Raw genomic sequence first — 22,006 nt, forward strand, 5'->3', positions numbered from 1 at the left:
TGCCCGCAGCCGCCGAGCGCGCCGCCGGGCGCGGCCAGCCGGGGCGCAGACAGGAGGCAGGCCGCGCCGCAGAGGCGGCGCGCGCCCGCGCCGTGCGCGGGCCTTGAACCCGTGAAGAAGGTTGTTACTCAGTAGGGGCTGTGATGCGCCACAAGGGAGCGTCGTACTGCTTCGGACGGCTGTTGATGAGCAGTTGGCGCAGGTCCTCGCGCAAGGAGCCGTTGAGGTTCAGGGCCTCAGTGATGCGGCGGAACGTCGTGTGGGTAACCCCGCGGCTGTGGGCCTCGGCCTCGAAGTGGTCGAGCTGAGACAGTACGGCCTCCGGGTCGAGCTGTGCCGGTGGCTGATCCTTGAGCCACGCGGCCTTGTTGCGCTCGTAGTCGATCTCCGAGTAGCCGCAGATTTCGCGGCTGTGCGCCTCAACTTCGTCCAGGGTGGCGGTCGTCAGGATGGCGCGGGCCAACTGGTTGCGGGTCAGTGCCTCGTCCAGGTCGACCTCATGGACCGTCGGTCCTTCGTTGGTGAGCGGGACCGGGAGGCCGGCGTCTCGCATCTCGCAGGTGCCGCGTACGCCTCGGGCTGTCGCCGCGAGCATCGCGGTTGCCTCGGACGGGTGCCATTCCAGGACCGAGCTGATCGGCTCGATGTCCTTCGCGGTGAGGGTGTGGAGGAGCGGGCCGAGCATGCCGCGCAGTTCGTCGAGAGGGAGTTCGCCGTCGAGGCCAGGGCCCGCCACCAGGAGGCGGACGGGAGCGTTCACCTGGCAGCACGCGGCGAGCGTGAGGGCATCGGCGAGCGGGCTCTTCAGTGTCGGCTCATCGCCGCGGGCGAGGATGTCGCCGCCCACATCCAGGAGGTCGATCGACTCTGGTGACAAGTGGTCCACCAGCTCTTCGAGTTGGCGGGTCACGCCCTCGACCCCATGGCGCGGATCGATCAGCGCGAACGTGTGGTGGAGGTCGGCTGCGAGTCGGGGGAGAGTCGAGCCTGCCGGAGCGATCGGGCGGGCTTCGGCCGGCACTGTCCAAACAACTGGAGTGAGGGGCTGGAGGCCGGTGAAGTTGTCCGGTCCTCGGGGACCCGGAACCGGGTCGATCAGGAGGCGGTCCCACGCGTACGTGAGGATCACCGCCTGGTCCTCGTCACCGTAGAGGGCGGCGTGAATCATTGCGGCGGCGACTGCGTCGCCCCCTCCTCCTGCTGCGACGATCAACCGCGTCATGCGGATCAGCCTACGGGGTAGGGGGTTGACCACTCACCCTATAGTGGCTAGAGGCCATAGCCACTTGTATCGAGAAGCAGGCCTCAGCTCGGTAGCGGGGTGCCCGACTACTCGCCTGGGGCTTGCCTTGGGTGAGGAGGACTGATGCCGCAGATCGAGGAGGCTCAGCCGAAGTATCTCCAGATCGCGCACTACATCCGTGATCAGATTCTTCGGGGTGACCTGCGACCGGGTGATGAGGTGCCGTCTGAACGGCAGTTGGCGGCGGACTGGAAGGTGTCCCGGCCCACGGCCGCACGGTCGTTGGAGGCGCTGAGCCATCAAGGGCTCGTCGAGAAGCGTCAGGGGTCGGGCACGTACGTGCGGAGCCTCGAAGTCAACCGGCGGGCTCGTGAGTTGTACGGGCGCGCTCGGCAGACCGGGAAGATCTACACGCCTGGTGAGTACGCCGTGATCACCTCTGCCGGTTGGCTGGAGGCGCCGGATCACGTCGCTGAGGCGCTGGGCCTGGTCAAGGACCGTCGTGCTGTGCACCGGCGGCGGGTGACCAACAACCAGGACGGGCCGATCACGCTCTCCACCTCGTGGTTCGCTCCGGATGTCGGTCAACGTGCGCCGAAGCTTCTGGAGCCGGAGCGGATCCAAGAGGGGACGCTGCTGTACGTCGAGAACATGACCGGACGGCAGGGGAGTTACGCGGAAGATCGCATGTGCGCGCGTGCGGCCACGGACGAAGAGGCCGAGGACCTGCAACTTGCCGCCGGCTCCGCCGTACTGATCGTGCACCACGTCGTATTCGACCTCCAGGACCGGCCGCTGGAGTTCGCAGAGGCCACCTACCCGCCGCATCGCTGGGCGTTCGAGCAGGGCTACCCCCTCACCTGAGGGGGCCAGTTGCAGCGAATCGCTTGCGTCGACCAAGTGGCTAATGCCACTATCCAGAAAGTGGCTAAGGCCACTTCACTGGGAGGAGGCGCGGTGTGACGAGTCAGCGGCCGGATCAGGGCACGCACTTACCTTGCCGGGGTTGCCGGGGGCGCGGCTGGAAACGTGTCGGCTCGCGAACGACCCTGGCGCTTGCCACCGCCGCCGACCGCACCCGTGCCACATCGAAGCGGCGCTGCCTCGACTGCGACGGCAGCGGCAGGAAGTGAGCACCCATGGCCTACATGATCGACCGCTACCCGTCTGAGGAGTCACCGCGTCTCGGTGCGATGACCTTGCACCCTGTCGCTGAGTCCGTACCGCGGGCTCGGCGCTGGTTCCGCAAGTTCATCGCCCCCTACAACCCGGCCTGCTCCGTCGATGACTGTGCGCTGATGATCTCGGAGCTGATGACCAACGCCATCGCTTACGGCCGGTCGGACGAACCCTGGCTCGTGCGGGTCGAGTGGTTCCGCGAGGGGACTTCGCTCCGGGTCGACGTGCACAACCCCGGCTTTCCGGCGAACGTGCGGCTGAGGCATCCCGACGCCGACGACTCCCACGGGCGCGGGCTGCTCCTGGTTGATTCACTGGCCGAGTCATGGCACGCCGCGCCGAGCCGCTTCGGCGGAACCGTCGTCTCCTTCGTGATGGCCGATGCCTGGCCCGGAAGGTAAGAGTTCGCTCCGCTTCTACTTTGACAATCGAAGATTCGCTAGTCTGGTTGACCAGTTGACTTGGCCAATCCCGACAGGCGGCGTTCATGGCGTATGAAGTGGAGCCACCGAAGTACGTGCGCCTCGCACAGACGATCCAGCGCCGCATCGAGGACGGCACGTACCTGCCTGGCACTCGGGTGCCCAGCGAGAACCAGTTGGTGCAGTCCTTCGGGATGTCCCGCCCCACCGTCGTGCGGGCGCTGGAACTGCTGAAGCGTGACGGCTGGCTGGAGTCCCGACAGGGGTACGGCACGATCGTGCGAGGCCGCCCGGCTGTCGTCGAGCAGAAGGACCGCCGGGGGAGTGAGGCGCTCACGCGCGACGAGTCGCAAACGGCGGGGCGGTTGGTCGAAGTCGGTTACGTCCCCGTTCCGGTGCGTGTCGCCTCTGCCCTTGGGCTGCCCAAGCGGGCCAAGATTCTCATGCGCCGCTTCCTGGTGGAGGAGGATGGCGAACCGGTGGAGCTGGTGTCGTCCTACTTCCCCGCCGGCCTGGTCGAAGGCACGGAGCTGGAGAGCGCCGATGAGCTGTCGGGTGGCACCCGCGCACACCTGGAGACGCGTAAGAAGGTCCGCTTCGACCATGTGGCGGAACGGGTTTCGGCCCGTCTGCCCGAGCGCGCCGAAGCGGAGCTTCTGGATCTCCCTGAGGGTGTTCCGGTCCTCAGTGTCCTGGTCGTCGCGTGTGATGCTTCCGGGCAGGCGCTGCAGGTCTCCGATGTGCTGCTTCCTGCCGACCGTCAAGAACTGGAAGATACCTATCGCCTGAACTGAGTCTGGAAGAGGGCCAGTTCGCCGTCGGCTCTCACCCGATTCACGCTTGACAAGTCAACTTGGCATCTCTAGCTTCGAACTTGCTAAGTCAACTTGTCAGGCTGGCAGGTTGATCGACTCAGAAGGAGAAATCTGTGCGTGTGATCCGCATTGACGCCTCGACCGCCACGATCCTGCTCACCGAAGCGTCGGCGCCGAAGGTGCGCGACCGGCAGACCGGTGAGATCGCCAAGGACGCCGTGAGTGGTGAGGCGCTGATGACGGTCGGTGTCGTCTACATCGACGAGGGTGAGTCGTCGCTGCTCCAGGTCACCGTCCCCGAGAGCGGTGTGACGGACGGTCTGACCGTTGGGGCCCCGGTTTCGCTGCCGGGGCTCATCGCTCGGCCGTGGGAGAGCGTGTTCAACGGGCAGCAGCGGCACGGTATCGCCTACCGGGCGACCGCCGTTGCTCCTGGCGCCTTCCCGATGGAGCAGGCGGGCTGATCGTCGTGACCGACCTGGTGACGTGGGCCGAGCTGGGCGGGTCGCTCGCTGCGATAGGCGGCGCGGCCTATGCCCGGCATGCCCATCCGGCGGCGTACTGGTCCACGGTCGGACTGCCCGTCTCGGTGGCCCGGCTGCTGGCCTCGTACACCTCCACCATGGACGCGTGCGGCCTGACGGTCGAGCCGCCCCGGTGGCGGGCCCTGGCCGTCAAGGCCACGACTCGCCGTGAGGTTCGGCCCGTGCCTCCACGTCGGGGCGTGATCCGGCCCACCTCGACCGGCCTGCGGCTCCGGCTGCGGCTGGCTCCGGGCCAGGAACCGGCGGACGTGGCGGCCTCGGCCGAACGGCTCCGTCATGCCTGGGGTGTTCACGCCGTGTACGTGCGGGACGTCAAGCCCGGTGTCGTGGAACTGCGGCTCGTCGGCTTCGACGTCCTGCGCAAGGTGCGGATGCCACGTCGGACCGATGCCGGTCCGCTCCGCGTGCCGGTGGCTTTACGGGAGGACGCAACCGCCTTCGTACGGGACTACCGGGCCGTACCCCACGAACTCGTGCTCGGCGCCACGCTGTCCGGCAAGTCCATGTTCCTGCGGAACCTGCTTGCCGGGCTGGCCGCTCAGCCGGTGGTCCTGGTCGGGATCGACTGCAAGCGCGGTGTGGAGCTTGCGCCGTTCGCTCCCCGGCTTTCGGCGCTGGCGACCGACCCGGAGCAGGCTGCCGAGCTGCTGCCCGTGCTCGTCAAGGAAATGGAGGACCGATACGACCTGATCAAGGCGCGGCAGGGCGTCGCCCCTGGTACCCCGGATGAGCTGATCACCTCGGACGTCTGGGGCCTGCCGGAGGACGAACGCCCGGCTCCCATCGTGCTGTTCGTCGACGAAGTGGCGGAACTCTTCCTCGTCGCCACGAGGAAGGAGGAGGAGCGACGGGACGAGATGGTCACCCAGCTCATCCGGCTCGCCCAACTCGGCCGTGCGGCCGGCATCTACCTGGAGGTCTGCGGGCAGCGCTTCGGGGCCGAGCTGGGCAAGGGAGCGACCATGCTCCGGGCTCAGCTCACCGGCCGGGTCTGCCACCGGGTGAACGACGAAGCGTCCGCGAAGATGGCGCTCGGTGACATCGCCCCTGAGGCTGTCCTGGCCGCCTGCGCCATCGCCGCCGAGTTGCCCGGCCTCGCCGTCGTCGGCGACACGGCCGGCGGCTGGTCCCGCATCCGTACCCCGTACCTGTCCCTCGCTGACGCTGCGGCCACCTGCCGCGAGACGGCGCACCTGGCCCCGGACGTTCCGGCGCTCGCGCCGTTCCGGCCCCACGTCCCTCCCGTGCCGGTGAAGGGGTCCGGCCCTCTGGCCACTCCTCGGCCGATCACCGAGTAACCGACCCGCTCCCACGGTCAGCGCGGCCGTCCCGCGCCAAGCCCCCCTACCCACCCATGCCCGGAACTGGAAGGAGTGGCCGTGCGCGCCCTGCCCGTCCGTGTGGACGTCGTGCTCGTTCAAGCGGTGATCGCCGCCGCGCTGTCCTTCGCTCATCTGCATGACTTGGCGCTCGCTGCCGGACAGGACGGCTGGAAGGCGTGGGCCTATCCGGTCTCCGTCGACCTGCTGTTGGTGGCGGCCTGGCGGCGCCTGCGCTCCGGTGAGTCGAAGACGGCCGGGTGGTGCTGGTTCCTCGTCGCGCTGGCGGCGTCCCTTGGCGCCAACGTCGCCACCGCCGGTCTGCTCGACCTGGAGAACGTACCGGCGTGGCTCCGCATCCTCGTCGCCGGTTGGCCCGCGGTCGCCTTCCTCGGCGGCACGCTGCTCGCTCACGGAGCAGCGCATCCCAGCGCGGACCCGGCGACGGCACCGGAACCGCCTTCGACGGCACAGGCGCCGGGACCGACCGCCGCAGACATCGAGCCGCCCACGGCTGCGCCCGAACTGCCAGCCACTGCACCGGAGTCAGCTCCGCCGCCTCCATCCCCGGTACCGCCCGCGCTCGTCACCCTCGCCCGCAAGGTCGCTGACGAACACCGCGCCCGGACCGGGACCGACATCGACACCTCGACCCTTCGCGCCCGACTCGGTGTGCCCATGTCGCTCGCCGAAGCCATCACCACCCAACTCACCTGACCCGGAGGAATCTCCCCCTTGCGCCCGTCCACGCTCCGCGCGCTGAAGCGCGCCGCCGAGCTGACCCGACAGAACCGTCTGACCGAAGCCGTGCTGATCGCCGAACCGGTCATCCTCGCCGCCGACAGCTACGAGGGCGACGAGATCTTGCGCTGGCTGGCCGACCACGTCACCGACTTCACCGGCGAGACCGACAAGGAGATCCCCTGATGTCCGCCAACCGCCGCTTCCGCCGCGTCGTCCGCATCGGCCCCGTCCAGGTCGCCACCTACTACGACGGCCGGGGCCGCGAGAAGCACACCGCCGCCTGCACCGCTCCACGCTGCGGCTTCTCCACCGACTACGACAGCCGCGCCGCCGCCGAGCTGGCCGCGCACCCACCGCTGCCGCGTCCGCTGAGGAGCTCCAGTGACCGTCTCGCTGCCGCTCGTCTTCGTCCTGGGCGTCATCGCCTGGGCCGCGATCAAGTTCCTCGGCATCCGCCTCTGGGTCGCCGTCGTGATCGCGCTGTTCGGCTTCTGGCTCTCGCACACCATCCTCGCCCCGGCCATCGAGTCCGGCACCCGCTCCGGAGTCGACGTCGTCAACGGCACCCACGAATGACACCCCGACCGACAAGGAGTCCCGCGATGTTCCGCCCCAAGCTGCCCGACACCCCGCAAGTCCCGAGCATCACCACCCACATCCCGCAGGACCACGCCCCGGCTCCCTCCGCCGGCCGCTCCGTCGCCCCGTTCGTCGGGGTCGGCGCCGGTGCGGTCGCCGCCGTAGTGGTCATCGGCGTCGTCCTCACCGCGCTCCTGGCGGCGGTCGCCGTCTCGGCCGTGTCCGTGGCCATCGCCGCCGTGGTCCTGCGCTCCCTCGTCACCGGCGCGAACAAGCGCTGACCGGCCGCCGGGGCGGCAAACGCCGCCAAGCATCCCGCCGCCCCGGGGCCGTCCCTCCCAACCGCCGAAACAGCCGAAAGGAAGACCCATCATCACCCGGCAGACTCCGCCCCCGCTGGCGGAACTCTCCATGCTGGCCTCCCTCGGCACCATGCCCGAGCTGGCCCGCCAACTCTCCGGCCTGGGCGGCTGCACGAACCCCGTGCGCCTTGACGGCCACCGAACCGAGTACGCGGTTGACCGGACGACCGGAGAGATCGGGCGCGTTCTCCAGCACCTCGACTCGTCCTCCCTGCCCGCCGGAAGTCTCCTCGTCCGCTGCAACAACCGTCGCGCCACCCGCTGCGCGGCCTGCGCGGAGGTCTACCGCCGAGACACCTTCCACCTGATCACAGCCGGACTGCGCGGCGGCAAGGGCACCGCCGAACAGGTCGGCAAGCACCCGCGCGTCTTCGCCACCCTCACCGCACCGAGCTTCGGCCCGGTCCACAACCGCCCCTCCAGCGGGCGGCCCTGCCGCTGCGGTGTCTGGCACGAGGACACAGACCCGGTCCTCGGTACGCCCCTCGATCCGGGCGCGTACGACTACGAAGCGGCTGTGCTCTGGAATGCCCACGCCGGAGCCCTCTGGCGGCGCTTCTCGATCTACCTGCGCCGTGAGATCGCCAAGCGCGCCGGACTCACCCAGCGTGCGTTTCGGGATCACGCGCGCGTCTCCTTCGCCAAGGTCGCCGAGTACCAGAAGCGGGGCGCCGTCCACTTCCACGCGGTCATCCGCCTCGACGGCCCGGAGGGCGGCGACACGGCCCCTCCGGCCTGGGCGTCCGCCGAGCTGCTCACCGACGCCATCCAGGCCGCCGCCACCGCCACACGCGTCAACGGACCGCACGTCGACGGCCGCGCCCACACCTTCACCTTCGGCCGCCAACTCGACGTCCGAACTATCCGCTCCGCCGACTTCGACGGCGGCCAGGAGCTAACCGAACGGGCCGTAGCGGCGTACATCGCCAAGTACGCCACCAAGGGCGCCGAGACAGCGACCGGCACCCTGGACCGGCCGATCCGCTTCCTCGCCGAACTGGCACAGGCCCGGATCACCGACCACGCCCGGCGCATGATCCGGACGGCCTGGGCCCTCGGCGCACGCAAGGACCTCGAACACCTCCGCCTGCGTGCCTGGGCCCACATGCTCGGCTTCCGCGGCCACTTCTCCACCAAATCCCGCCGCTACTCCACCACCCTCGGCGCCCTCCGCGATGCCCGCGCCGAATGGCGCCGCGCCCAAGCCGCCACGGCCGCTCCCCAGGACGGCGAAACCACGCTCGTCCTCGCCCACTGGGTCTTCGCCGGAACCGGCCTGAGTAACGGAGAGGCCTGGCTCGCTGCGTCCCTCGAACCCGCCCCCGGAACGGAAGGAGAACCGACATGGACGCCCGTCGCGACGAGCTGATGACCGTTCGCCAAGTCCTGGATGAGCTGGGCGGTGTCTCCCGTCGGACGTTCTACCGCTGGCGAGAACTTGGGTACGGGCCAGCCGCATTCAAGCTGCCCAATGGAGAGCTGCGGGTTCGGCGGAGTGACTTCAACACATGGCTGCGACAGCTGGAGGAGGCGGCGTGAAGTCTCTCGATGTGAAGGTCTGGGGAGTCCGCAAGCGGGACACCAAAACACCCTCGTACGGTGTCCGCTGGTCCGTCGCAGGCAATGTGTTCTCGGAGTCCTTCCGCACCAAGGCGCTTGCCGACCACTACCGCGCGAAGCTCATGCGTGCCATGCGCGACGGCGAGGAGTTCGACACGGAGTCGGGACTTCCGGCCTCGATGGAAGAGAAGAAGTCGGCCGTGTCGTGGTACGCCTTCGCGCTCAGGTACCTCGCCATGAAATGGCCTCATGCCGCCCCCAATACGAGGGATGGCATCAACGAATCTCTCACCAGCGTGACGCTGGAGCTCCTGGACGAGCGCGCCGGACGACCGTCCGACGAGGACCTCCGCAGAGCACTGCGCAATTGGGCCTTCGTGCTGCCGGGGCCCGATGGCCGGGAAGTCCCGGACGACGTGCGGAACGTTCTCCACTGGGTGTCCAAGGCATCCCGGCCGCTCGCCGATCTCGCTGAAGCGGCCACGGCTCGCACGGTCCTCGACTCGCTGAAGCTCAAGCTCGACGGCACGGCGGCAGCGGCGGAGACCGTGCGGCGCAAGCGTCGGACGCTCGTCAACGCCGCGAACTACGCCGTCGACCTGGGGGAGCTGCGGGAGAACCCCATCACGGCTGTCCGCTGGCAGAAGCCGAAGGTTTCCAACCAGGTCGATCCACGGGTTGTCGCCAATCCGGAGCAGGCACGGAACCTCCTGGCGGCGGTTTCCTACGTGGGCGGGTACCGGCGTGCTCGTGGTCGTCGCCTCGTGGGTCTGTTCGCTGCCATGTACTTCGGTGGCTTACGGCCGGCGGAAGCGGTCGGCCTCGTCGAGACGGACCTGAAGCTTCCCGAGCAGGGCTGGGGCTCGGCGTTGCTCCACCGGACCCGGCCGTCCGTCGGCAAGCAGTGGACCGACTCGGGGGAGACCCATGACGACCGCGGGCTGAAGAACCGGCCGACCGAGGACGTGAGACGGGTGCCGATCCCGCCTCACCTCGTGGCCGTGCTCCGCGAGCACCTGGCCACCTTTGGCACGGCGGACGACGGACGGCTGTTCTTCAGCGAGAAGGGCTCGGTCGTCCCGTCCTCGACCTACTACCGCGTGTGGCAGGAGGCTCGGCTCCTTGCGCTTCCACCGGCCGTCGCGGCCTCGCCGCTCGCGAGTCGGCCGTACGACCTTCGGCACTCGGCGCTGTCGACGTGGCTCAACGCCGGTGTCGACCCAACCGAGGTGGCCGAGCGAGCCGGCAACAGCGTCGAGGTGCTCCTGACCCGCTACGCCAAGTGCCTCGACGGACGGCAAGACGTCGCCAACCGGCGTATTGAGGATCTGTTGCGCGAGTACGAGTGATCGCAGACCACGGTAGCTCCAATGCCCCCGGACTTGTTCCGGGGGTATCGGCATGCTTTGGCCGAGAGGGGCGCTCCTCTCCTGCGGAATTCCGCGCCGGTGGCTCCGGGGTATATGTCGGGCCGGGCCATTAAGTCAGGTCGGCTTCTCTCACTCGTTCAGAGGCGCCTCTCATGCGCATTACGCGCATGAGGCCCAGAGTTGACCACGTCTAGTTGCGTCTACTTACAGGGGTAAAGGATCATGCCGACGTTTGTTGCGCTGCTGAACTGGACCGACCAGGGAGTCCGCGGCTACAAGGACACCCCGCAACGCGCCGAAGCCTTCACGGCAGCGGCTCAGAAGCTCGGGGTGAAGGTCCTGAACCTCTTCTGGACCGTCGGCCCGTACGACATCGTGGCTGTCGTGGAGGCGCCCGACGACGAGACTGCCACCGCAGTGCTCCTACAGGTCGGCGCGTTGGGCAACGTCCGTAGCACGACCCTGCGAGCCTTCGGCCGGGAGGAGATGGACCGCATCATCGCCAAGGCCACCGGCTGACGGACTTCCCCGTCGAGGTCTTGTTGGTACGAGTGACACGCTCAAGGCGATACCGTCCAAGGCGCCTGGACCTGTTCGGGGCCTTGGGGGATACCGGGCACGACCTGCGCTTACGTCCCAAGATCCCGTCCACGCCTCGTCCACGGACCTCGACATACGCCCGCTCCGGGCGGCATACGCCTGCACATACGCGAAGACCCCGGCCTCAGCGTTTCCGCTGGTGACGGGGTCTTTAGGCACCTCATCAAGGGTGCCCCCGGCAGGATTCGAACCTGCGCACACGGCTCCGGAGCCCAGGTGAGAGCAGGACTCCACCGGGGCCCTGACCTGCGCCGGAGGCTCTGAGCAGGCAGGCGCCGAGCAAGATCATCACGTCCCTATTACGTGGGCCACCTGTCGGCCGGCGACTCCGGGCCGTATCGTCGAAGCATGATCTCGGGCAGCGATGGGGGACCGGTCGGCGGCGGCACGGAGTTCACGGCGGAGGGCCTGGCGGCCATCCTCCATGAGGCGTGCGAGACGGCCGGACTTGACTCCCGCGGCGCCGAGTTGCTGCGGCTGGGGTCGAACGCGGTCTACCGCCTGGCTTCGTTACCGGTCATCGTCCGCATCGCCCGCGATCCGGCGGTGCTGACGGAGATGGAACGGGCCGTGAACGTGGCCCGGTGGCTGGAGACAGAGAACTTCCCAGCCGCCCGAGTGCCAGCCTTGGTGAGTCAGCCGATGGTCGTCGGCGGCCTGGTGGTCACCTTCTGGGAGAGCGTCCAGGAGAACGAGGAGTACGCGACGCTCGGTGAGCTGGCTGACCTGCTGCGCCGCTTGCACTGGCTGGAAGAACCTGAGTCACTCGGCCTGCCGTACTTCGATCCGATGGCCAAGCTGACGGCGTCACTAGACGGGCTGAACGGCGTGGCCGAGGAAGACAGGGCCTTCCTGGAGGAGCGAGCGGCCAGGCTCTCCAAGGACTATGACCGGCTGGACTTCGTCCTTCCCTTCGGCATGATCCACGGAGATGCCAACATCGGGAACATCCTCCGGCACCGGGACGGACAAGCGGTACTCATCGACCTGGACGGCTTCGCGCTGGCCCCACGAGAGTGGGACCTGATCCTGACGGCGATCTACCACGACCGTTACGGGTGGCACTCGAAGACGGAGTACGCGGAGTTCGTCCACCGGTACGGCTTCGACCTCATGAACTGGCCAGGCTACGAGACCTTGGCCGACCTCCGAGAACTCATGATGGTGGCATGGGTCGGTCACCAGGCCGGAACGAGTGAACGTTCTGCCGCCGAGTTCGCCCGGCGGGTGCGGTCCCTGCGGACGGGCGAGGGGCGCGAGGAGTGGAAACCCTTCTGAGGGTGCCCTGGTCAAGTTCGCGTCAGCGCATGGTCAGCTGTACTGCTCCGAAGCGATCCACAACCTGTGTTCGCGGGCCTGCTCTGCAAGTTCATGCACCGCGCTGCTTCGGCCGGCCGCGCTGAGATTACGGCGGAACTCGGCGAGATAGCTGATGCATCGGGCCGACTTGAGCTGTTCTCCGAGATCCAACGCGTCGAGCGCCACCCGACAAGCCTCCTCGACGTCCCCGGCCCGTAGGTGGGCATCGGCCAGGACCATGGTCGCGAAGAAGTCGCTCCGTACGTGGCTGCCGCTCATGGCGTTCTCGGCGTGGGCGACGGCTCGGCGGGCGCTGTTCACGTCACGGAAGCAGTGGGCGGCCTCGGCGGCAAGTTCGGTCTCGTCGAAGTAGCTGATCCACTCCGGCTCGTCCTCGTTGTTCCGGCTTTCGAGGGCCTTGGTCGCCGCGCTCAGGGCAGCCTCGCACGCAGCGACATCGCCGGTACGCGCCAGGGCTCGGGCCTCCATCGCATGGAACTGTGCGCGCAACGTCGGTGTAGCCACGGGAGAGATGCCCATGAGGGCGGCCCGCGCGAGAGTGGCGGCCTCGGTGTACCGACCCAGGAAGGTCGCCTGGTGGCTCATCGCTGACAGGATGCTGCCTGCAAGTCGACGGTCGTTGGCGTCCTGGGCGAACCGGAGGGCTTGGAGAAGGTACCGCTGCGCGAGTCCGTGGTGACAGGCGTCGTAGGACATCCAGCCAGCGAGGAGGGTCGCTTCCGCCACGGTAGAGAAGAGGGCTCGCCCTACCTGCTCGGTGTACCGGCCGCGCAGGAGTGGGGCCACATCGTTGTTGAGGTACTGGATGACGGAGTGACGTGCGTGGTCTCCGCCGAACTGGTCGTCGAGCTGGGCGAACATGTCCGCCGTGGTCTTAATTGCTGCCACGTCGCCGAGACCGACACGGGCGCCTTCCGTACGAGGCTGAGGGATGCTGGGCTCGGGGGCGACCAACCATCGGAGGGACGCTTCGTTCCATGCGGGCTCGGACGGCTCCGCGGCGAGCAACGGGTCGTACTGATTGAGGTCGGCACGCCACAGTTGGCCGACCGTCCGAATGGCATCATCCGGGCTTGCGGGATACGCGGCGTCGAGTAAAGCGCTGTCGGCGACTTCCCCGTAACTCAACCCGAGTTCGGCCGCGCTGGTGCTGAAGGCGTCACACAGCAGCGGGCCGTAAAAGTCGTCCGGGGTACTGTGGCCGTTCTCCCAGCTGGCAATACGGCGCTTCACGCTGGCGTCCGAGGGGAGTTGGTGGCCGCGCTGAGCAGCAGCCTGTCGTAGTTCCCTTACCAATCGAGGCTGGCTCCAGCCCCTACCCGTGCGAGCTTCACGTAAGCGGACACTGCTCGGCTTCAAGGCGCCTTTCACTCCCTGCGTGATGCCGGTGCGACAACTCGGGTTTCCGTTACTGAATGTACGTGCTGGTCATCGCCTCGTGCAGTCAGTAACCGGAGTTCGTCTGCAAGAGAGGGGAGGACGGGGGATGACGCATTGCGCGTGGACGCGTCATCCCCCGTCACCTCTCGTCATCTGCCCTGGCCAGGGGCCGGACCGGAAGTCTGAACGTGCTGCGGCATCGGGGCCGCAACGTAGGCCGACTGAAGGTGAGACGTCATGCAGAGGATGACCAGGCGCGGCATGGAATGGCTGTCTGCGGCGGCGGACGATCCCGCGCAGTGCCGACAGATCTGGGCGGATGATCCGCGGATGCCTTGCCTGCTCGCGACGGGGCGCCTCTTCGACGTGGTGAGCGTAGACCAGCGCCTCGGCCTGGAGATGTTCGACCGGCTCTTGCGCAGTGGCATGCCATTCGGCCCCTCGGTCGTCGACCGCCAAGCACAGCGCGTTGGCTTCTTCCTCGGCTCGAACAGCCGCGACACCTTCTCGCACTTCCTCGGGCGAGAAACGCCCTCCCCGCCGCAGTACCGGTACCTCGGCCATGGCTCCGCCGTCGTAGTCCCCGGCCCCATCCCGCTCTCCGCGGACCGATACCAGTGGCTCCGCGCGCCGACGCGCCGGCCGGAGGCCAACCCGCTGCGCCCGGTCGCCCTCGCGACGGCTCTTGCGGCCTCCGCGGAACTCCTGGCGAGGATCGACCGCTTCGACGAGCAGTACCCGACCCCGTACGCGGCGGTCGCTGCACTTCCCGAGGAGACCACCACCGATGCGGGATGAGCCGACCAGTGGGCACGACTCCGCCACGTGGTCACCCCTCGAAAGCGACGGATGGTACGCGGCCCGAGACGCCACCACCGCACTACGGGACGTTCTCGTGCGCGCCGGTCTGGAGAAGGACTTCCCCTACCTGCGCGCGGACTTGAATGCCTTCGGGCACGGCCTCGTCGAGCTGGGACGAGTGTCCCCCGACACGGCCGAACGCCTCGCAGAGCTTTTGCGCCTGGCGCTGGCAAGTGGCTTCGGCGCGGACCGTGACAGCTCTGGACCTGCGCAGGCCACAACCAATGAGTACAAGGGAAGGACCTGAAGTCATGACCGACCGGCGAGGAGTGGTGGCCAAGCGCGCGGAGGACTTGTCGCCTGGCGTGCCTTACGTCCGCGGTTGGAACCGCGCCCGACGAAGCGCCGGCACTCTGGCCGATCAACTGGTGCTGCTCGGACTGGACTCCGACTTCCCCGGCCTGGTGGCTGACGTCAACATCTCCGGTGACGGGTTGGTACAGCTTGGCACCGTGCACCCTGAGGCGGCCGAACTGCTGGCACAGCTGATCACGGCAGGACTGGAAGCGGAGCACCGTGGCCCGACGGGTGAACCGCCTATGACCACTCGACGCGAAGCACCTGCTGCCTGAACCGCTCCTCTTGCGCCGGTTGTTCTCCAGTGCGGTCCTCGGTCTACCGCTCGGCCGGGACCGGCGCCCCAGCGCCGCAGCCCGGACGAGCGGCAGACCGGTGTAAGACATCAGCTTGGGAAGCTGCGGTTTCTTGAGGCTGTCTTGGGCGCTGACCTGGGCGAACGACTGGGCAGCGCGCTCGTTTGCCAGGACTGCTTTGACCGTGATTCCCCGCTGTTCCCCGCTCGATCTGGTGTGCTTGTGGTGCGGTGCCCATGAATGAATACGCAGGAGGCACGTAACGACGGGTATTGACAGCGACCAGCGCCCCCGACGCCTTGGTTGAGGGGCGGAGGCTCGACGGTGGCTTGTCAGGTGAGGTCGACGAGGGTGGGCGTCACTTCGTTCTCAAGGTCGTACTCGGAGAACTCCCATGTCGTGACCACCGTGTCTCTGGGAACGCGGTAAACGAACTGCATCTCGTCATCGAAGCCGGGCTGCAGCTGCGCGTTGCACTCCGGGTTGCCGACGACGTCGTAAAGATCTTCGATCGTGTCGAAGCGACGACCCTGGTCGTCGATGAGCGCGTTGACGATGGGCAGTGAGCAGGTCAGGTCCATGCCGGCCTTGCCCTCATTACTGACGACGGTTTTGAGGATGACGTATTTCGCGTCGGCGCCTGCGGATTTGTGGGCTCCGGCGAGCGTGATGCTGTCGGCTTCCACCATCTTCGTGATCTTGACGACGGCTCCACCGTTCCGGGCCTCGTCGCCGACCTTGGTGTCTGTGCTCTGGTCGGTTGTCGCTGTGGCGCCCTCGTTGACCGCGGGCTCGGGCTCGACGGTTTCCGTCACAGTGACGGTGGGCTGTGGCTTCGCCGTGTCGTCGCCGCTGCCCGAGATGGCGATCCCTGTGCCGACGATGGCGGCGGCGATGATGGCCGCGCCGCCGACGATGTAGGCGTTGGTGTGGTTCTTCTTGCCAGGCTGCGGCGGCTGAGCCGGAATCGGCGGCGGCGTAATGTTGGTACTCATGATCCCCCCGGGATGGTGCTGCTGTGAGGCGAATCATCCCCTGCGAACGGCTGCGCTGACAGCAGTTTGGGACCACAGTGGCGGCAAGTTGATGATTACACCATTCCAGGTCGTACCCGGTGTGGCGCTGTTGTCGTCGCGTGGGTGGTGGTGTGGATGCAGGTGACTGACTGGCCCCGCCGCGGCCGCTGTCGCCGACTGGTGCAACGGCCGAACAGAGACGCTGGTGTACGTCCCCGTCCGGCGTCGTTGATGTCAGCCTTGGATGTCAGAGGCTTTCTGATCCGTAGATCCACAGACATCGGGGTCATCGTGGCCGCCGCACGGTGCCTCAGAGCGGCCGGTTGTTGTACAGCAGTGCTCGGCTCAGCGCAGCGAGGACTTGGTCGCTGCTGCTCCCGCTCATGCGCCTGCGTTCTCAGCAACGCAGACATACATGGGCGGTTGTGCACCGCCCTCGTTCGGAAAGTCCAGGACTCCCGGATAAGTCATCCTGGTGTCTGGGTAGGCCCCTTCGCAGTACTGAGGACTGTCCGAGAAGACAGAAGTGCCGTCCGCCTGGATCACTTGTCCGTCTGTGCCAACGAGGTAGGCACCACACTGGTAGCCTGCCGCGTTCATAAGAAGGGTGGCGTCCTTCCCCGCGCTGTCGCTGCTGCCCGTCCATGCGAGACAGTAGGTGGCTCCGGGATCCCCGCCGGTGGCCGGCTGCGCAATAACGTGAATGGCTTGGAGAGGCGCGGGGCCGCCGCACAGCCCGTCGATGTCTGCTACATGCCAGGGTGCGCCAGCAACACAGACATCGGCCTTCGGCTTACAGTCAGCCGGGCCGTCGGGCGTCTTGTAGGTCACTCGGATGCACGATGGCGATGCGTCCGCTGAGCGGGGCGGTGTAGCGCTCGATGCCGAGGGCGGCTCCGGGTATGTCGGAGAGGTCCCGCTGTTCGCCTGTCCAGCTCCTGCGACGCTGTGTGTTGCCTGGGGGAGTGCCTTCCCGTCGGGAGCGTGACCGGATCCCGTCTGCTGGTGCAGAAGCAGGGCCAGGCAGACGCCGACAACCGCTGCAACCGCTCCCCCGAGCATCGTCGCCTTCCAAGGGAACTGCGGCGGTCGGGGAGCTATTTCGTTGCGGATCACAGGGATGCTCTCCAGCGTGTCCCCGTTGTGGAAGGCAAGCACTTCGTCAGGACGCGGCGGCCGTTGCGGTGCCGGTGGTGTGCTCACGGTCCCCCCTGCTTGCTGTGCGTGACGGTCACGGTAGGACACCTCAGGCACGGATGAGGCAGATTGGTTGGAAGTGCAACATTGTCGTGATTCCGGTACTGGCCGTCCCACCTGGTCCGGGGAGCGGCGTCCGGAGCCTCACCGGTCGATGCCGGTTAACGGGGGCGTCGGCGACTGACGACAACGCTGCAGATATGCGTGCCAGCACCCGCGTCTGCGGGGTGTTCCAAATGACAGGCGGGCTCGTCTGCTCCCCCGTACAGATCGGCGCGGAGACCCCCCTTGGCTTCCGACGGCTCTGGGCTCCTCGTTCCACCTCGACCAATCCGCCGGCTTCACGCCCTCGTCCTGAACAGAGCAGGGAGAGGGCTGGCGCCCTGTACCTCAGCCGACGACAGTCAGCCACGATGGTGGGCGCGGTGCCCGATCACGCAAGCGTGTGCCTCGCTGCACCCCCACAGGCCTCAGCCACGCTGCCCGTATCGTCGACCAGAGCAAGCCGCGACGGCCGGGCCGCGATGAGAGCGCCAATGTGAGAAGGGTGGGGTTCGCTGGTGAGGCACTCATCGCAGCAGAGGCTACTTTCCACCTTTCCCCTTTTCTGTCAATCGCCAGGCATACTGCGATCGAATCCTGTCAGGAACAGGCTCGATCATGCCCGCGTTCTTCAGTTTGTAGAATACTTGCTTTACGCGGTTTTCCGAGGCGATTCCGGTGAGTGATCGCGCAATCTTGTTGGAAATCTCCGCATTATTGCGCAGATACTCAAGGATTAGCTCTTCGGGTCGCGCAAGCGGCGTGTGCGCGAGAATGACGACGAAAGCGTTGTCTTCGACGACAAACTGAGGTCCCTTCAGTTTTGCCGCTTTCATGGCACTCATTACGGTATCAAGACCCTCGCCAATGTCCTTGTTCGGCGGGTCGGGGTACTTATTCAGCAGCCGAACAATGCTAGGGTTGCGGGCGAATCGATCGGTCAAGATGTTTTCGGTCGTCATGTGACCGGGGAGTCGGCCAGGACTCCTAACCTCGACCCTGTTGTCGAAGATTGAGATCAAGATGTCGTCGGAGACGTTGTAATCCCTATGGATCACGGCATTAACAATGATCTCCTTGAGGGCTTCTGGTGGATACTTAACTGGCGACATTTGACCGTCGGTCCCCAAAATCGGGACAGCCTCGATAATCTTCGCAACAGCATCGAGGGTGCGTTCGATCAGGACCCGCACAGGTCCATCGATGGTTAGTGGTGTCCCCTTGAGAAACTTACGGTCTGGTCCTTCATTGCTCTCGTATCGAGCGATCTTCACCGAGCATCGCTTGGGCACAACGGCCGCCGGCTCCTCGGAGTAGAGAATTGCTGCGGATACTGTAGCCTTACCATCCTTCTTCGATACGAGCCTCTGACGAGTCAAGAATTTTTCCGCAGAGGTTGCGGGGCTATAGTTGGAAAGGAAGTAGGTCAGCTCATCCTCTTCCTTGATCTCGTCTAGCTCGTAGTCTTCGAGGAGTTGATCTTCGTATGACCTTGCACCTTTCGAAAGGGCAAGGTCTGCAATCCGATGGCCGGTCAGCTTGAGTGTCTGGGCGCCTCGCCTCTGATGCACCTCACCCTTAGAGATCCTGTGAACATCTGCACTCTTCTGTACCGTGACGAGACAGCAAACCCCGCGCTCTGGTGCGCCTTTAACCCAAAGATATTCCATGTCATAAGGAATCGGAGGCTGCGTTTCATTCACTAGATTCTGGTGAATGAAGTTTGCGGCTTCGATATTTTTGAAACCTTGCCAGCGGTCAATTCCAGACGCCCGTTTTTCGTCCTCGATGCCGACGATGAATTCTCCACCTTCGGCATTTGCGAGTGCCGTGGCAATCTCTTGAATTTTCCTACCGTCAGATTCCGCGCTTTTGAAGTCCCAAAAATGCGACTCCTGCCTCGCGATGATCTTCGTGGCTTCTGAAAGCGGGATGTGCCGCTCTTCCATCGTTCCCCCGTAGAGCCGGTTGTCGTGCACAAGGGTGGGTTGTCATCGCATGGCGAGGCGAGAATTCTACCCGTAGTGGCGGGGGTGAGGCAGGCTCCGCAGTGGGGTCCACCTCGGCGCGAGGAAGTCCCTCCCTGGTGTCGGCGGGTGATCGCTGTGCGCGGCACGGGCGCCGGGCGGGCTGGAGCGGGGCGGAGACAGGAGCGCAGGCCCGGCCGGGGGCCGGGCCGCGCGCGGTGAGCGGAGCGAGCCGCACTTGATGACGTAGAGAAAGTCTGAGCCAACTCGGGCTGTGCTACAGCCGGAACGACAGCTCCAGCTCGTCGCCGGGGAGGTGGAACTCCTCTAGGGCGAGAGGCCTCTCTGACTCGGTGAGGGTCACTCGAATGATGTGGAGCATGGGGACCCCGTCGGCAAGGCGTAGCGCTTGGGCCTGGTCCGGTAGGGGCATGCGGGTGCGGACGAACTCCGTGAAGTGGAGTTCGTGGCCCAGGTCCATGAGTGCCGTGTAGAGCTCTGGCGCCGGCGGTGGGGCTTCCTCCTCGTACTTGGTATCGATCAGTACCGAGAACGGGATGTATGTGCGGTGGAGTTGGCGGAGGTGGCCGTGATCCGCGGTTTGCAAGGCGTCGTACGTGAACATCGGCTCACCCGGCGGGATGCGGAGTAGGTCCGCCAGGGCTAGCGGGGCGTCGGTGCGGGTGGCTACCGGGGGTTCGGCGTCTGTCCAGCGGATGCCATCCGCTTCGACGTAGCGACCGTCCGAGGTGCGGCGTACGCCGCGCGGGCGTGTGTGCCTGGGGCGGCTGTGGGGGGAGCGGGCGAAGGTGCCGCGGCCCATGATGGCCTCGACGAGACCAGAAGCCCGAAGCTCACTCAGTCCCTGACGGACTGTGGGGCGCGTCACGCCGAACTGCTTCGCCAACGCCTCCTCGGAGGGGAGCGGTTGGCCGGCGGGGAAGGTGCCGTCCAAGATGCCTTCGCGCAGGTAGTCGGCAATCTGCCGGTACTTCGGCTGCGTGTTCTTCGGCGGCATTCGGGCCCTCCGTGGCCGTGGCTTGCTCGGCTGTGCGTCCTCGTAGACAGCTTGTCCACGTTCGTGGACAGCTTCGCTCATGGGTAGGTCGGTTGACAACCCGTACTACGGGTGGTCACTCTTGTCTTCATCACCCGTACTACGGGTGGTATAGCAACCCGCAGGATTGGCCTGCGGGTGTCAGAGACGAGGAGATCCGAACAGTGGCAAGCCTTCCGATCGACACCGCGAAGTTCACGGGGATCATCTGTGCCGTTCCCCCGGCTCCGCGAGTCGCCAACCGTGAGACCGGTCAGCTCCGTGTGGACCGCGAGACCGGCAAGACCATGTACCAGGTCGGCCTCTGCCTGATGGCGGGCGCGTCGGCCGACGTCGTGAACGTGAGCGTGGCCGGTGAGCCCGCCGGTGTGCAGCTCGGTATGCCTGTGGCCGTGCGGGACCTGGTCGCCACGCCGTGGGAGAACGAGGGGCGGCACGGGATCGCGTTCCGTGCGGCGGAGATCCGGCCCATGAGTGCTCCCGCTGGTACGGCGGGTAAGGGGACCGCGCAGTGATGGGGCTGGCCTCCGCCTCTTCGGCCGGTGTGACCTGGCCGAGTTGGGCTCTGGTGGTGGCCGCAGTGCTGGTGTCGGGTCTGCTTCTGGCAGGCCCGGCCCTGCGCCGCCGATCCCCCGCGGCCTGGTGGCTGTTATTTGGCTTCCCGGTCGTGGCCTTCCGGGTCGTGCAGACCTGGCGGCCCCTGATGGCCGGGTGCGGACTCGCCGTGAGTCGTCGGCCGGCGCTGACCGTGGTGTCCGGGCTCGTCGGCAAGGGGGCGCCTCCGCCTCAGCCGCGCGTGCCCCGGCGGGGCCTCATACGGCCGACCTCCGGCGGATTCCTGTTGCTCGTGCGGCTGCTGCCGGGCCAAGTCCCGGAGGACTACGTCAAGGCCGCGCCCGCCATGGCGGAGAACTGGCAGGTGCACGCGGTGCGGGTGACCTCCTGCAAGCCGGGGGTCGTCCGGATCGTCGCCTCGGCGGCCGACCCGTTGGCCGACCCTCGGGTGCCGAAGCAGCGGGGGCCTGGCCAGCTCCTCCGGGTCACCGTGGGTGCCCTGGAGACGGGAGCCGCGTGGGTGGTCGACCTGCGGCGGGTGCCGCACTGGCTGATCGTAGGCGCCACCCGCTCCGGGAAGTCGACGCTCATCAACGCCCTCGTGGCCGGTCTCGCCCCGCAACGCGTCGCTCTCATCGGGATCGACTGCAAGGGCGGCATGGAACTGTCCCTCTACGAGCCTCGGTTGTCCGCCCTCGCGACCAACCGAGAGCAAGCGGTCCGGCTGCTGGTGGCCCTAGTGGACCTGACCCTTGACCGAATGACCCTCTGCCGGGCGGCTCGCGTCCGGAACATCTGGGGGCTGACGGACAAGGAACGCCCGGTGCCCGTCGTCGTGATCGTCGACGAGATCGCGGAACTGTTCCTCGTCGCGAGCAGGAACGAGAAGGACGAAGCACACGCGGCCGGCACGGCACTAATCCGGCTGGCCCAGCTGGGGGCGGCCCTCGGAGTGTTCCTGGTCGTGGCCGGCCAACGCGTCGGCTCCGACCTGGGGCCCGGAGTCACCGCGCTTCGCGCGCAGTTGGGCGGTCGGGTGTGTCACCGCGTGGCCGACCCTGGTACCGCCGAGATGGCGCTCGGTGATCTCAACCCCGACGCACTGAAGGCCGCACAGGCCATCACCCCGGAGCAGGCCGGTACGGCCGTACTCGCGTCCGGCGACGGCTGGGAACGCGCCCGGTCCCACCTGGTCACGGAAGCGGAGGCGGAAGCCGTCGCCGCCGAGTATGCGCACCTGACTCCCGTTCTGTCCGAACTGCACGTCGAACCGTGAAAGG

Annotated in this window: 24 protein-coding genes and 1 pseudogene; 20 read left to right on the top strand and 5 right to left on the bottom strand. The window is 66.9% G+C overall.

The window, feature by feature from the left end:
• Positions 1–124 precede the first annotated feature (124 nt).
• Positions 125–1,222, bottom strand: a complete 1,098-nt coding sequence (locus ACWD1U_RS12335; protein ID WP_451106817.1) for a DUF1152 domain-containing protein — start codon at positions 1,220–1,222, stop codon at positions 125–127.
• A gap of 144 nt (positions 1,223–1,366) precedes the next feature.
• On the opposite strand from ACWD1U_RS12335, the gene ACWD1U_RS12340 reads away from it, so the two are divergent.
• From ACWD1U_RS12340 to ACWD1U_RS12410, 15 genes and pseudogenes are all read left to right on the top strand, one after another.
• Complete coding sequence (locus ACWD1U_RS12340) at positions 1,367–2,107, top strand: GntR family transcriptional regulator (protein WP_030901875.1); 741 nt, start codon at positions 1,367–1,369, stop codon at positions 2,105–2,107.
• 275 nt (positions 2,108–2,382) lie between these two features.
• Positions 2,383–2,823 (top strand): ATP-binding protein, encoded by a 441-nt coding sequence (locus ACWD1U_RS12345; RefSeq protein WP_451106819.1) that lies wholly within the window; start codon positions 2,383–2,385, stop codon positions 2,821–2,823.
• 86 nt (positions 2,824–2,909) lie between these two features.
• Positions 2,910–3,638 (top strand): GntR family transcriptional regulator, encoded by a 729-nt coding sequence (locus ACWD1U_RS12350; protein ID WP_451106820.1) that lies wholly within the window; start codon positions 2,910–2,912, stop codon positions 3,636–3,638.
• 134 nt (positions 3,639–3,772) lie between these two features.
• The gene (locus ACWD1U_RS12355; protein ID WP_451106822.1) at positions 3,773–4,123 is read left to right on the top strand and encodes an SCO3933 family regulatory protein; all 351 of its coding nucleotides are present in this window, start codon (positions 3,773–3,775) and stop codon (positions 4,121–4,123) included.
• A gap of 5 nt (positions 4,124–4,128) precedes the next feature.
• Positions 4,129–5,502: an FtsK/SpoIIIE domain-containing protein gene (locus tag ACWD1U_RS12360; RefSeq protein WP_451106824.1), complete on the top strand. Its 1,374-nt coding sequence runs from the start codon at positions 4,129–4,131 to the stop codon at positions 5,500–5,502.
• A gap of 81 nt (positions 5,503–5,583) precedes the next feature.
• A complete protein-coding gene (locus ACWD1U_RS12365) occupies positions 5,584–6,240 on the top strand; it encodes a DUF2637 domain-containing protein (RefSeq protein ID WP_451106826.1) in 657 nt (218 codons plus the stop codon).
• A gap of 18 nt (positions 6,241–6,258) precedes the next feature.
• Entirely contained in the window at positions 6,259–6,450 is a 192-nt protein-coding gene (locus ACWD1U_RS12370; protein WP_030868215.1) for an RING finger protein, read from the top strand.
• Positions 6,450–6,639, top strand: a pseudogene (locus tag ACWD1U_RS12375) (mobile element transfer protein). The gene ACWD1U_RS12370 and the pseudogene ACWD1U_RS12375 overlap by 1 nt, the downstream one beginning before the upstream one ends.
• Before the next feature lie 9 nt (positions 6,640–6,648).
• Positions 6,649–6,843: a hypothetical protein gene (locus ACWD1U_RS12380; protein ID WP_030246370.1), complete on the top strand. Its 195-nt coding sequence runs from the start codon at positions 6,649–6,651 to the stop codon at positions 6,841–6,843.
• 26 nt (positions 6,844–6,869) lie between these two features.
• A complete protein-coding gene (locus ACWD1U_RS12385; protein WP_451106828.1) occupies positions 6,870–7,127 on the top strand; it encodes a SpdD protein in 258 nt (85 codons plus the stop codon).
• A 130-nt stretch (positions 7,128–7,257) separates the two neighbouring features.
• A complete protein-coding gene (locus ACWD1U_RS12390; RefSeq protein ID WP_451106830.1) occupies positions 7,258–8,577 on the top strand; it encodes a replication initiator in 1,320 nt (439 codons plus the stop codon).
• Positions 8,553–8,747, top strand: a complete 195-nt coding sequence (locus tag ACWD1U_RS12395) for a helix-turn-helix transcriptional regulator (RefSeq protein WP_030851903.1) — start codon at positions 8,553–8,555, stop codon at positions 8,745–8,747. Before ACWD1U_RS12390 ends, ACWD1U_RS12395 begins: the two co-directional genes overlap by 25 nt.
• Positions 8,744–10,117 (top strand): tyrosine-type recombinase/integrase, encoded by a 1,374-nt coding sequence (locus ACWD1U_RS12400; protein ID WP_451106832.1) that lies wholly within the window; start codon positions 8,744–8,746, stop codon positions 10,115–10,117. The genes ACWD1U_RS12395 and ACWD1U_RS12400 overlap by 4 nt, the downstream gene beginning before the upstream one ends.
• A gap of 243 nt (positions 10,118–10,360) precedes the next feature.
• The gene (locus tag ACWD1U_RS12405; RefSeq protein WP_031077045.1) at positions 10,361–10,657 is read left to right on the top strand and encodes a GYD domain-containing protein; all 297 of its coding nucleotides are present in this window, start codon (positions 10,361–10,363) and stop codon (positions 10,655–10,657) included.
• Between the two features lie 429 nt (positions 10,658–11,086).
• A complete protein-coding gene (locus ACWD1U_RS12410) occupies positions 11,087–12,016 on the top strand; it encodes a phosphotransferase family protein (protein ID WP_451106834.1) in 930 nt (309 codons plus the stop codon).
• A 33-nt stretch (positions 12,017–12,049) separates the two neighbouring features.
• Here the strand turns inward: ACWD1U_RS12410 and ACWD1U_RS12415 are convergent, their stop codons facing one another.
• Positions 12,050–13,291, bottom strand: a complete 1,242-nt coding sequence (locus ACWD1U_RS12415) for a hypothetical protein (RefSeq protein ID WP_451106836.1) — start codon at positions 13,289–13,291, stop codon at positions 12,050–12,052.
• 384 nt (positions 13,292–13,675) lie between these two features.
• Between ACWD1U_RS12415 and ACWD1U_RS12420 the strand changes: the two genes are divergently transcribed.
• From ACWD1U_RS12420 to ACWD1U_RS12430, 3 genes are read left to right on the top strand one after another with little or no spacing between them, the layout of a single operon-like run.
• On the top strand, positions 13,676–14,236 hold the full coding sequence (locus ACWD1U_RS12420) for a bifunctional DNA primase/polymerase (RefSeq protein ID WP_385956580.1): 561 nt from the start codon (positions 13,676–13,678) through the stop codon (positions 14,234–14,236).
• Positions 14,226–14,546 carry a hypothetical protein gene (locus ACWD1U_RS12425; RefSeq protein ID WP_451106837.1) on the top strand — a complete coding sequence of 107 codons (321 nt, stop codon included), beginning with the start codon at positions 14,226–14,228 and terminating at the stop codon, positions 14,544–14,546. Before ACWD1U_RS12420 ends, ACWD1U_RS12425 begins: the two co-directional genes overlap by 11 nt.
• 4 nt (positions 14,547–14,550) lie before the next feature.
• Positions 14,551–14,871 (top strand): hypothetical protein, encoded by a 321-nt coding sequence (locus ACWD1U_RS12430; RefSeq protein WP_451106838.1) that lies wholly within the window; start codon positions 14,551–14,553, stop codon positions 14,869–14,871.
• Between the two features lie 353 nt (positions 14,872–15,224).
• Here ACWD1U_RS12430 and ACWD1U_RS12435 read toward each other — a convergent pair whose 3' ends face one another.
• The 3 genes from ACWD1U_RS12435 to ACWD1U_RS12445 all read right to left on the bottom strand — a co-directional run bounded on the left by ACWD1U_RS12435 (position 15,225) and on the right by ACWD1U_RS12445 (position 20,132).
• Positions 15,225–15,887 carry a hypothetical protein gene (locus ACWD1U_RS12435; protein ID WP_451106840.1) on the bottom strand — a complete coding sequence of 221 codons (663 nt, stop codon included), beginning with the start codon at positions 15,885–15,887 and terminating at the stop codon, positions 15,225–15,227.
• A 1,802-nt stretch (positions 15,888–17,689) separates the two neighbouring features.
• On the bottom strand, positions 17,690–19,096 hold the full coding sequence (locus ACWD1U_RS12440) for an RNA-binding domain-containing protein (protein ID WP_451106842.1): 1,407 nt from the start codon (positions 19,094–19,096) through the stop codon (positions 17,690–17,692).
• Between the two features lie 295 nt (positions 19,097–19,391).
• Positions 19,392–20,132: a GntR family transcriptional regulator gene (locus tag ACWD1U_RS12445; RefSeq protein ID WP_451106844.1), complete on the bottom strand. Its 741-nt coding sequence runs from the start codon at positions 20,130–20,132 to the stop codon at positions 19,392–19,394.
• A gap of 203 nt (positions 20,133–20,335) precedes the next feature.
• Between ACWD1U_RS12445 and ACWD1U_RS12450 the strand changes: the two genes are divergently transcribed.
• Positions 20,336–20,686, top strand: coding sequence for an SCO3933 family regulatory protein (locus ACWD1U_RS12450; RefSeq protein ID WP_451106846.1), 351 nt, complete (start codon positions 20,336–20,338; stop codon positions 20,684–20,686).
• On the top strand, positions 20,686–22,002 hold the full coding sequence (locus tag ACWD1U_RS12455) for an FtsK/SpoIIIE domain-containing protein (RefSeq protein ID WP_451106848.1): 1,317 nt from the start codon (positions 20,686–20,688) through the stop codon (positions 22,000–22,002). The genes ACWD1U_RS12450 and ACWD1U_RS12455 overlap by 1 nt, the downstream gene beginning before the upstream one ends.
• Positions 22,003–22,006 lie beyond the last annotated feature (4 nt).

It is taken from the genome of Streptomyces sp. NPDC002788 (genome assembly GCF_053592115.1).

Excerpts from the sequence above, each read along its gene's own strand:
- ACWD1U_RS12335 (WP_451106817.1), bottom strand. The coding sequence starts at position 1,222 with ATGACGCGGTTGATCGTCGCAGCAGGAGGAGGGGGCGACGCAGTCGCC.
- ACWD1U_RS12340 (WP_030901875.1), top strand. The coding sequence starts at position 1,367 with ATGCCGCAGATCGAGGAGGCTCAGCCGAAGTATCTCCAGATCGCGCAC.
- ACWD1U_RS12345 (WP_451106819.1), top strand. The coding sequence starts at position 2,383 with ATGGCCTACATGATCGACCGCTACCCGTCTGAGGAGTCACCGCGTCTC.
- ACWD1U_RS12350 (WP_451106820.1), top strand. The coding sequence starts at position 2,910 with ATGGCGTATGAAGTGGAGCCACCGAAGTACGTGCGCCTCGCACAGACG.
- ACWD1U_RS12385 (WP_451106828.1), top strand. The coding sequence starts at position 6,870 with ATGTTCCGCCCCAAGCTGCCCGACACCCCGCAAGTCCCGAGCATCACC.
- ACWD1U_RS12390 (WP_451106830.1), top strand. The coding sequence starts at position 7,258 with ATGCTGGCCTCCCTCGGCACCATGCCCGAGCTGGCCCGCCAACTCTCC.
- ACWD1U_RS12395 (WP_030851903.1), top strand. The coding sequence starts at position 8,553 with ATGGACGCCCGTCGCGACGAGCTGATGACCGTTCGCCAAGTCCTGGAT.
- ACWD1U_RS12405 (WP_031077045.1), top strand. The coding sequence starts at position 10,361 with ATGCCGACGTTTGTTGCGCTGCTGAACTGGACCGACCAGGGAGTCCGC.
- ACWD1U_RS12410 (WP_451106834.1), top strand. The coding sequence starts at position 11,087 with ATGATCTCGGGCAGCGATGGGGGACCGGTCGGCGGCGGCACGGAGTTC.
- ACWD1U_RS12420 (WP_385956580.1), top strand. The coding sequence starts at position 13,676 with ATGCAGAGGATGACCAGGCGCGGCATGGAATGGCTGTCTGCGGCGGCG.
- ACWD1U_RS12425 (WP_451106837.1), top strand. The coding sequence starts at position 14,226 with ATGCGGGATGAGCCGACCAGTGGGCACGACTCCGCCACGTGGTCACCC.
- ACWD1U_RS12430 (WP_451106838.1), top strand. The coding sequence starts at position 14,551 with ATGACCGACCGGCGAGGAGTGGTGGCCAAGCGCGCGGAGGACTTGTCG.
- ACWD1U_RS12435 (WP_451106840.1), bottom strand. The coding sequence starts at position 15,887 with ATGAGTACCAACATTACGCCGCCGCCGATTCCGGCTCAGCCGCCGCAG.
- ACWD1U_RS12440 (WP_451106842.1), bottom strand. The coding sequence starts at position 19,096 with ATGGAAGAGCGGCACATCCCGCTTTCAGAAGCCACGAAGATCATCGCG.
- ACWD1U_RS12445 (WP_451106844.1), bottom strand. The coding sequence starts at position 20,132 with ATGCCGCCGAAGAACACGCAGCCGAAGTACCGGCAGATTGCCGACTAC.
- ACWD1U_RS12455 (WP_451106848.1), top strand. The coding sequence starts at position 20,686 with ATGGGGCTGGCCTCCGCCTCTTCGGCCGGTGTGACCTGGCCGAGTTGG.